The sequence below is a fragment of the Acinetobacter sp. SwsAc6 genome, from assembly GCF_013391565.1.
In the GTDB taxonomy this organism is placed as follows: Bacteria; Pseudomonadota; Gammaproteobacteria; order Pseudomonadales; family Moraxellaceae; genus Acinetobacter; species Acinetobacter cumulans.
In genome coordinates, this window is record NZ_JACAXE010000011.1 from 72,119 (window position 1) to 82,458 (window position 10,340).

Here is a 10,340-nt window from a genome sequence, read left to right on the forward strand (position 1 = left end):
AGCTTATCTGCAAACTATCCCATATTGCAGTAAAAATTTGATTTTTCACTGCAATATGACCTGCCAATTATGGACGTAGCTCCTTTAACTCGCGTTGAATAAAATGATGAATCATTTCGCGATAAATATGCTCAATTAAATTTGGATCTACACCTTGATCTTGTGCCGCACCACGAACTTTCTTAATCACATCTTCCACACGCTCTGGAGATTGTACATCGTGCGTTGTACGTTTAAATCGAACAGCTTGATCGACATAAAACTGACGGGCTGAAATAAGCTCAATTAAAGCATGGTCAATCACATCGATTTGAGCACGCGCCTGTTCCAAATTTTCAACCTTATCTTTCTTCATTCTTCCTTAACTCATTCTCAGCAATGTTTTCACTTTTATACTTCTCTTCTAACACATTACTGAAAATACTTTCAATCATCCATACGCGATATAAGCTATTAAATACATAACTTTGCCCATCAATTCTGAGCTCAAGTACTGGAAAGTCTGGCTGTGATTTCATTTCACAATGCATGTCATTTTCAGCTAATTTACCCACTACATCTTCAGTGCTAAACGTGGTCAGTTCTAATTCTTGTTGTAACTGTTGAAAATGGGGCTTAAATGATAGGTCTTTGCCCTTGCACCATACTGCATGCAAGATTTTGTACATGGCATCAATGCGTTGCTCTTCAGGCACACTGTAGTACAAATTGGCCATCTGCACTGTTGCCTGCTGGTCTGGACGACAGAACGGCGTAAAACTGACTCCCGTTCGTTTAGACAAACGTGTTGCCAAGCCCCAATCAAATAAATCGCGGCCGTGATAACTCAGCGGATAAATATTCAGGCGAATATTATAATAGTCTGCCAGCTCTTCTTTGATATAAGCCAAAAGTAGCCACGAAATCGGATCTTCTAAGGCCACATATAAATCTAGCTCTGGGTCGAGTGCTTGAATTTCATTGAGCTCTTCAGCATCACTAATCAGATGTTCGCGCCATTCGATGTGGTTAATTAAAAAAATAGGATTATCCGTCAGGAGTTTTTGCTGACGCAAACGGCGGGTTAAGCGCAATAAATCATCAACTGCATGATATTTACGCTCCCCAAATTCAAAATAACTGGCCAATACTGGCGTGTCGTTAAAAATACGTTCTTCAAAATGTTGTGCACGATGATGTTTGCTGGCCATGGCATATAAAGTACGTAATTTGCCATCTTGCTTTTGCCACAGCATGTGAAACACATCTTCTAATAAATAGAGAAAATCTTGCCCACGTAAGGGGGTATTTTTTAAGATTGTTTCGGCCTGTAATAAGGCTTCTGGTTTGGGTTGTTCTGGCGTTTCGTGAAAACTAAAGCGATGTTGCTTCGATAAAATTTGCGCATCATTTAAACAATAATTATGCCACTCAGCTTCTGACATGTGATTGGGTGCTTCTGCTGAACGATTAGAAATAATCACCTTAAGCGGTTTTAGTTCATCACTCAAAATGTCTTCTAACTGAGGCAATTGCTGCGCCGTCAAATAACTATAGACATCATCTAAACGCAAATAGACGCTTAAACCTTGCTCTGTGGACAACACCGCTTGACGTGACGGTTTATTGTAAAACCATCCCGATCGGATTGGATCAAACCAACGGCGTAACAGTGACATGAATTTAAGCCTCAATAAACAAAGCCATGCGATCATGATGATATCGCACAGTTTTATCTCCCGATGTGGGAATATGAAATTAGTTTATAACCCTCAGCCAAATTTATAGCAACTCAAGTCACAATGTTCAATGTTTCGCGGGTGGCGGGCAACATCAATCAAATTAGCCGTTGATCATTTGCCCACTAGTTTATCAGTTCAAGCTTCAGATACCTACTTGTAAAATTGCCTGCCACATCTACTACAGCCTAAACTTAGACATAAAAAAGCACGCTTATTTCGCGTGCTTTTTTATGGGTTTATTGAAAGATTAGATCTCTCTTACTGCACCTTTGGCAGCACTTGTAGCATGCATTGCATAAGCTTTGAGTGCTTTCGAAATTTTACGTGGACGCTCTTTCGCAGGCTTCCAACCTTTCGCTTCTTGTTGCGTACGGCGATGCGCCATTGTTGCATCGTCTACTGCCAAGTGAATGGTACGGTTTGGAATATCAATTTCGATACGGTCACCATCTTCAACCAAGGCAATTGCACCGCCTTCAGCTGCTTCAGGAGAAACGTGGCCAATTGAAAGACCTGAAGAACCGCCTGAGAAACGACCATCTGTTACCAGTGCGCAGTCTTTACCTAAGCCTTTCGATTTTAAATAGCTGGTTGGGTAAAGCATTTCTTGCATACCTGGACCGCCTTGCGGGCCTTCGTAGCGGATAAGAACCACATCACCTGCAACGATTTTACCACCTAGGATCGCTTCTACTGCATCATCTTGGCTTTCAAATACGCGTGCTGTGCCGTTGAATTTTAAGATCGATTCATCTACACCCGCAGTTTTTACGATACAGCCATCAAGCGCAATGTTACCGTAAAGCACTGCCAAACCGCCGTCTTTAGAGAACGCATGTTCTGCATTGCGGATGACGCCCTTTTCACGATCGCCGTCTAAACGTGAGTAGTAACGGTCTTGTGAGAAGGCAGTTTGTGTTGGTACACCGCCTGGCGCAGATTTGAAGAAATTATAAACCTCTTCATCTTCAGTGCGGATAATGTCCCACTTATCCAAAGCGTCTTTTAAGGTTGGCTCATGTACAGTACTCACAGAAGTATCGAGTAAACCTGCACGGTCTAATTCACCCAAGATTGACATGATACCGCCTGCACGGTGTACATCTTCCATGTGAACGTCTTGTTTCGCTGGCGCAACTTTACATAGCACAGGTACTTTACGTGATAAACGGTCAATATCGTCCATCGTAAAGTCTACTTCTGCTTCGTGTGCAGCAGCTAAAAGATGCAATACCGTATTGGTTGAACCGCCCATTGCGATGTCTAAAGTCATTGCATTTTCATAGGCTGCTTTAGGCGCGATATTACGCGGCAACACGCTGTAATCATTTTGTTCGTAATGACGTTTAGTAATCTCTACGATTAACTGACCTGCTTTTTCGAATAATTTTTTACGGTTGGCATGTGTTGCAAGCGTAGAACCATTGCCCGGCAAAGATAAACCTAATGCTTCTGTTAAGCAGTTCATTGAGTTAGCAGTGAACATACCTGAACATGAACCGCATGTTGGACATGCAGAGCGTTCATATTCTTTTACTTCTTCGTCAGTAAAGTTGTCATCAGCCGCTACGATCATAGCATCAACAAGGTCAATTGCATGTTCATTGCCACGGATTTTAACTTTACCCGCTTCCATAGGACCGCCTGATACAAACACCACTGGAATGTTCAAACGCATTGATGCCATTAGCATCCCTGGGGTGATTTTGTCACAGTTAGAGATACATACCATTGCATCTGCACAGTGTGCATTCACCATGTATTCAACTGAGTCTGCAATCAAGTCACGTGAAGGCAATGAATACAACATGCCGTCATGGCCCATTGCAATACCATCATCTACAGCGATAGTGTTGAATTCTTTGGCTACACCACCTGCCTGTTCAATTTGGCGCGCCACAAGTTGACCTAAGTCTTTGAGATGAACGTGGCCTGGTACGAATTGCGTGAATGAGTTAACGACCGCAATAATTGGCTTGCCGAAGTCTTCGTCTTTCATACCAGTTGCGCGCCATAAGCCACGCGCACCCGCCATGTTTCTTCCGTGTGTCGATGTTTTTGAACGATAATCAGGCATGGTGTTATTCCAACTATGTTTGTGCTGGAGTAAATGATCGCATTTACTCTGGCAAAATCTTTATGATTGTGAGCATGAAAACAGTTTAATTTTAAACATACCATAAAATAAGCTACTGTTATGCAACGTAGCGAAAAATGCGTGTGACCGCTTAGATATGTCTATATCTGCTTCGATGCAGGCACAATAAATTTCTATGTTAAAACTACTATAACGCTATCATCAATGATTAAATACAAAACTTTCATGAATAATTTTTACAATTTGCATGAGTTTTATTTATATAAATACTGATCCAATGCCATAAAAAAAGCACTCCTCAGAATGCTTTTTTTATATGGTTAAAATTTAAAAGCTTACCAATTTACGGTAACTCGCCGATTGGGTGCTAAACATTGGATTTCACTTGAGCGTTTTAATTGCCCTTCACAGCTTTGGTATTCTCCTGTCGCGCCTTGTGCTGATACATGAATGCGATCAGCAGCAATTCCATTTTGGGTGAGCAATGCCGCCACAGTTTGTGCACGTCGTGCAGATAAATTTTGATTATAAGCAGCATGGCCTTTTCGGTCGGTATAACCTGTAATTTGAATCGGCTGATTACTGTTTTTTAATGCAGCTACCAATTCATTAAATTGAATAGACTGTTGCTCAATCGAGGATGCATCACTACGGTCAAATGCAAATAGAAAGTGAGCTGCATGCTTTTCTGGGCTTGGAGCTGGTACAACAGGAGGCGTTTCATTATTTGCGCCATACTGTGCTAAACCCTGACAAGCCTCGCCATGAATAACGTTCTGCCAAATAGTGTTGATCAAAATCAATTCGTAATTGGCATCTGCGGTAGTTTTGTGTTTCTGGAACTCGAATATCTAAAACATAGTTCCATTGGCGTACCGCAAACAACCCTTCACTAAACTGTGGATTACCCAGTAAGCGTCGAATTTGATCTTTAGTCAGCCCATTATCCAAACGCAGTACATCTGCATATTCATAACGATGCACTTGTTTTAAGTAACTATCTTTTGGCTCTGGAAAAGTCACATCCTCAGAGGCTTGGTTTAAATTTAGGTTTTCATTTGCCCATACTGATGATGCCATACCCACAACGATCAGGCCCATCATCGCAATCTTCTGTGTTCTATTCATTGTTATATTCTCTCTAATTGTTTGAATCTAAGAAAAGTGTAGATATCCCGTGTATTAATCAATCACACCACTGATACCAATTCGAACACTTGGATCACCTTGAGAGGCTGCTGCAACACCACCTGTTAATGACCAGCGACCATTGTCCGCTGTTTTACGTAAGGTCACACCAATTGCATTTTCACCACCGTGATAGGCCGCACCCACTGCATAAGTATATTTACCTGCAATATAAGGTGCGTTTTCTAAGGACATAGCTGCTGCAATACCTGCATTTGCTGTTTTCTCTACATCATCAATTCGGTTATTGGTATTACGGAAACTTTGTTCTAAGCGGTCGCCTAACACATCGATTCTGTTATTGATGGTGCTATCCGCCTGATTGAGTGCACCCAACGCATCACCAACATTGTTATAGCTATTACTACCCGAACCATTGTTAATCACATAAGTTGGTGCCGTATAGGTTTTGGTATTGTCGTTATAGGTTGCGCCACCACCAAGGAAACTATTGAAGGCATTATTCGTTGCATTCAATTGTGAACCGTTCACCGCATCTGTAGATGTTGATGAAATGGCCCCCGGTGCAACATTGGTGACTTTATTGCCTCCTGCACTAATGCCACTATCTGTCACGCTCACCACTTTATTCGGGTCAGTATGAGCAATGGTGATGCCGTTGTTATTCACACTGGTGTTGCCAGCTTTGAACTCATTTGCGCTGACATTTCCACCGACACTCACGTTGTTGCTGACATTCACATTATCAAAATTAACATCCTTCGCCGTTGCAACTTGATAGTTCGTAGAACCATCGGTATTGGTCGATGGTGTAACGACAATATTTGCACCTTGTGTCACTGTGGTTTTGGCTTTGGTGGCTGCCGTATTTACGCTCGAAATTGCATCATTAATATTAGACCTCTTGCGAAAGTCCTTATTGCGAGTTTATTCGGTTTACCAGTGCAGCAATTAAGTTAATGCGTAAACCGAATCTTTTCCGTCTATTTCGATAGCGCTCACTCAATATTCTAAATGTTTTCAATTGACTATTGATGTGTTCGATCACAACTCGTATTTTTCCAATCAGTTTATTGTAATTTTTCTCAACACTAAATAAGGGGAAATTCTTCTTTTTCTTTATGGGCATCAATAATTTAAAGCCATGTTGCTCTAATCCGTAGTACCCTAAATCGGTCATAACATATTCACAATGTTTAAATTTCTTAACCGTTTTTCTTGCCAGTGTAATGTCATGCTGACTGCCATTCGATATATCTAGCCCTATGATTTGTTTACTCTTCGGATGATAGATCACTTGAGCTTTTAGCGTATGTTTCTTTTTTTACCACTATAGAACTTACTCTGATTTTTTTTCGGGCGTTCGATTGAACATTCTGTCGCATCAATAATGACCCAGTTAAAGTGTTCTTCTACTGTGGTTATGCTTCGTTTTGGCAGGGTAAAACGTCTTGATTTCATCAATGCATTTTCAACTTTTTTAATCGTCCGATTCACATTACTTTCAGCAATATGGTAATTTGCCGCTAATTCCAGTTGAGTGCTGTAGTTTCGTAAGTAATTGAGAGTTAATAACAATTGATCCTCTATATCTAAAGTATGAGGTTGACCTGATTTCTTTTTGAGTGATTCTGCTTTTTCTAGAACGTCTACCATCTCAGTAAAAACTTGTCGAGGTACGCCAACCAAGCGTTTGAATTCAGAATCTGAAAAACGATTTAATTTCTGATATCTCATGAAATTTATATGGAGGTGATTTTTACTTTCGCAAGAGATACCGTCTGAAACGTCAAGCAAATTATTGAGAATTCATGCTCAATAATCCGCTTGATAAGGTTGTTGGTGTTTGAGTACACCATAACAAAGATGAACCAACTTCCTCATCGCAGCTCCAATCGCCATCATTTTGGTTTTACCATTGGCCAATAATCTTTCATTCATCCCTCTAATGTGGGGATTATGCCGAGTTGCGACAATGGCTGCCATATATAAACCGGCACGTATTTTGGAAGAGCCCGCTTTGGATAAACGGCTTCTGCCATGAATGGAGCTACCTGATTGCTTTTGAATGGGGACCAAGCCAACAAAGGCGGCCGCTTGACTAGCGCTTTCAAAAGTATGGCTGCGCAAGAAACTAAGCATTAATAAACCGGTTCGATCTGCAATAGCTGGAATACTGCTGAGCAGTTCTTTATCATTTCTTAAATCAGGATTCTGATCGATATGAGCATCAATTTGCTGGTCGATACCCTGAATGTGCTTGTTTAACTGCCTAATACTCTTATGGATAGACTAAAGTACGGGTTCCATCGTGAAGGTAGACTCTGCTTTTTCCAAACGATTCTTTTCACGTTGTAAATCTTCACAAAGCACAGCTCTTCTATCTAGCAAAGCATTCAGAAATTGAATAGGTTGGGGTAAAGGTTGCCAAAAATGTAGATCGGCAGTCATCGCAAATCGAGCTAGAACTTCATTATCCACCTTGTCTGTTTTATTTAGCTTAGACATACTCTGAGCAAAATATCGAGCTCTGGCAGGATTGGTTACACAGACTTGATAGTCCGCATCAAATAAATATTTAGCCAAGAGTTCATGATAAATAGATGTGGCTTCCATTAAGATAATGGTCTGCGTAGAAGTTGCAGCATGCTACTTTAGCCAGGTTTGAAGTTGCTCAAAACCTTTTGGCGTATTTGAAAAAGTTTTGGTTTTCTTTTTACTTGCAGAATTTTCTAAAATTAAACAGCAATCAATTTTAGCTTTAGCAACATCAATACCAAGATAAAACATAATCTTTACCTGCTTTATTTATCCAATTATTGTTTTAGCATAACCACCGTCTTTTCTTGTGAATACTGCATCAAAGTGCTTAGTTACCGTCCAGAGTTGTGCAAGTGGTTAGGGCAAATTGTAGGTTTTATCTCTTTCACAGACTAAAAGTCTTAGGTCTATTACAAACTCTACAATTTGCATATAGTGGAAGCTAATCACTACAAGCTCCAAGATACAAGGTCTATTAATCAAAACTATAAATTTCGAGTTTGGTATAATAGAGCTCACTTCATTTTTTGAGCGTGTTCACGTTGAAAATCATCTTTGCAGGCACGCCCGAATTTGCGGCCGTAGCTTTGGACGCATTATTAAAAACAGAACATGAAATTGTTGCGGTTTACACCCAACCTGACCGTAAAGCTGGTCGCGGTCAAAAACTCACTGCATCTCCAGTGAAACAGTTAGCACTTGAGAACAGCATTCCGGTATATCAACCTTTACATTTTAAATCTTCTACTGAAGACGGCTTAGCAGCTCAAGCAGAACTTCGTGCTCACAACGCAGATGTTATGGTGGTTGCAGCTTATGGTTTGATTCTCCCTCAAGCTGTTTTAGACATGCCTAAATATGGTTGCTTGAATATTCATGGTTCTTTGCTTCCACGCTGGCGCGGTGCAGCACCTATTCAGCGTGCTATCAGCACAGGTGATGCCGAAACTGGTGTAACCATTATGAAAATGGCAGCTGGTTTAGATACGGGTGATATGATGCTGAAAACCATCTGTCCGATTGAAGCTTCAGATACTTCTGCTACTTTGCACGACAAATTGGCGCAACAAGGTGCAGAAGCCACTGTTCAAGTCTTGGCTTCCGAAGCAAGCCTGCAGCGTTATTTGGCTGAACGAGAAGTGCAAGATGAAGCATTAACAGTCTATGCACACAAGCTTTCTAAAGCTGAAGCGCAAATTAACTGGTCTGAAACAGCGGTACAAATTGACCGTAACATTCGTGCCTTTAACCCATGGCCTGTGGCTTTTATTGCGCTAGATGAAAGCAATAATCTGCGTGTTTGGGGCTCTATGCTGTCAAATGTAGATGCTTCAGGCAAAACAGCTGGCACCATTTTAAATATAGACAAGCAAGGCGTTCACGTTGCTTGCGGCGATGAAAAAGCGATTTGCCTGACCAGTCTTCAATGGCCGGGTGGCAAAGCCCTCAACCCCGTTCAAATTAACCAAACTCAAAAACTTCAGGTAGGACAAATTCTCCCATGAGTCAGCCACAACCGGGAACTTCCCACCTTAATTTACGCGCTCAAGTGATTCGTACTTTATTGGCCGTCCATCAAGGTCAATCTCTTGCTAGCGTGCTCCCAATTCATTTACAAAAAGTCGCGGATCGTGATCGTGCACTTTTTCATGAATTAGTACTGGGTTCACTACGCCAGTGGTATAGCTTAAAAAGTATTACTTTGCCGTTACTGACAAAATCAGATAACAACGAAACCGTCGAAACCTGCATGTATGTAGGTATTTACCAACTGCTTTGCACACGACTTGCACCACATGGGGTAATTTCTGAAACTGTTGAAGCTGTAAAGCAATTGGGTTATGGCCCACTCAGTGGTTTGGTTAATGCGGTGCTGCGCCGTGTTTCACGTGAAACAACGCATTTTCAAGAAGAACTCGCTCACGCGCATGGTCTACCAAGTTGGTTATTTAAACGCTTGAAAAAAGACTGGGGCGAAGAAACCCTTGAAAAATTATGTTGGGATTTAAAACAAATTGCCCCACTCACACTCCGTGTCAACGACAGTGCAGTGAGCCGTGGTGACTTCTTAGACATTTTAACCGAACACAATATTGCTGCCCGTGCATGTGAACTTTCAGATGTTGGGATCGTGCTCGAGCAAGCTGTTCAAATTCCAAACCTTCCTGGCTTTGAAGATGGCGGTTTTTCTGTACAAGATGAGCACGCTCAGCTCTGCGCACAAATTTTGCCAAACTTAGATGGCAAAGTGGTGGTAGATGCATGTGCAGCACCAGGTGGTAAAACAGCACATTTACTTGAACGCTTTGACCTGAAAAAGTTATATGCCATTGATCAAGATTCAAAACGCTTATTACGCGTTTCTGAAAATCTAGAACGCCTTCAATTGACACAGCACGCGGATGTTGAAATTTTGACAGCCGATGCGACCAACTGGATTGTACCTGAAGCTGTCGATTGTATCGTTCTAGATGCACCATGCTCGGCGATTGGTGTAATGCGCCGCCATCCAGATATTCGCTTACTGCGCCAATCAAGTGATATTGCTCAAACCGTTGCGCTGCAAAAAGAAATTTTGCAACACATGTGGCAACAAGTGAAAGCTGGTGGCCACTTGCTCTACATCACTTGTTCAATTTTAAAAGCGGAAAATGAACAGCAGATGGTTGATTTTTTTGCAACGCATGCAGATGCTCAAGAAATTAAAATTGATGCAGATTGGGGAATTGAACAAATCCACGGTCGTCAATTGTTACCACAGCAAGCGAAAGGTGATGGTTTTTATTATTGCTTGATCCAAAAGACAGCATAAGCCGATTTACACAATAAAA

General features: G+C 41.4%; 7 protein-coding genes and 2 pseudogenes. 2 read left to right on the plus strand and 7 right to left on the minus strand.

Annotated elements, in window-relative coordinates:
- Positions 1–67: 67 nt before the first annotated feature.
- From HYG93_RS09660 to HYG93_RS09690, 7 genes and pseudogenes are all read right to left on the minus strand, one after another.
- Positions 68–355 (minus strand): chorismate mutase, encoded by a 288-nt coding sequence (locus HYG93_RS09660; RefSeq protein ID WP_106986452.1) that lies wholly within the window; start codon positions 353–355, stop codon positions 68–70.
- Positions 342–1,658 carry a hypothetical protein gene (locus HYG93_RS09665; protein ID WP_120364606.1) on the minus strand — a complete coding sequence of 439 codons (1,317 nt, stop codon included), beginning with the start codon at positions 1,656–1,658 and terminating at the stop codon, positions 342–344. Before HYG93_RS09665 ends, HYG93_RS09660 begins: the two co-directional genes overlap by 14 nt.
- A 310-nt stretch (positions 1,659–1,968) precedes the next feature.
- Positions 1,969–3,798, minus strand: coding sequence for a dihydroxy-acid dehydratase (gene ilvD / locus HYG93_RS09670; protein WP_117007677.1), 1,830 nt, complete (start codon positions 3,796–3,798; stop codon positions 1,969–1,971).
- Between the two features lie 356 nt (positions 3,799–4,154).
- A pseudogene (locus tag HYG93_RS09675) lies at positions 4,155–4,947 on the minus strand (OmpA family protein).
- A 54-nt stretch (positions 4,948–5,001) separates the two neighbouring features.
- On the minus strand, positions 5,002–5,808 hold the full coding sequence (locus HYG93_RS19660; RefSeq protein ID WP_252149968.1) for a YadA-like family protein: 807 nt from the start codon (positions 5,806–5,808) through the stop codon (positions 5,002–5,004).
- Between the two features lie 76 nt (positions 5,809–5,884).
- Positions 5,885–6,705, minus strand: a protein-coding gene (locus HYG93_RS09685; RefSeq protein WP_120364608.1) for an IS5 family transposase whose coding sequence is annotated in 2 segments (ribosomal slippage) — positions 5,885–6,294 and positions 6,294–6,705 — 822 coding nt in all. Because the reading frame shifts where the segments join, the coding sequence is not laid out codon by codon here.
- A 78-nt stretch (positions 6,706–6,783) separates the two neighbouring features.
- Positions 6,784–7,758 (minus strand): annotated as a pseudogene (locus HYG93_RS09690) (IS110 family transposase).
- A 293-nt stretch (positions 7,759–8,051) separates the two neighbouring features.
- Here HYG93_RS09690 and fmt point away from each other — a divergent pair.
- Positions 8,052–9,014, plus strand: a complete 963-nt coding sequence (gene fmt, locus HYG93_RS09695) for a methionyl-tRNA formyltransferase (RefSeq protein WP_106986447.1) — start codon at positions 8,052–8,054, stop codon at positions 9,012–9,014.
- Positions 9,011–10,321, plus strand: coding sequence for a 16S rRNA (cytosine(967)-C(5))-methyltransferase RsmB (gene rsmB / locus HYG93_RS09700; RefSeq protein WP_106986446.1), 1,311 nt, complete (start codon positions 9,011–9,013; stop codon positions 10,319–10,321). The genes fmt and rsmB overlap by 4 nt, the downstream gene beginning before the upstream one ends.
- Positions 10,322–10,340 lie beyond the last annotated feature (19 nt).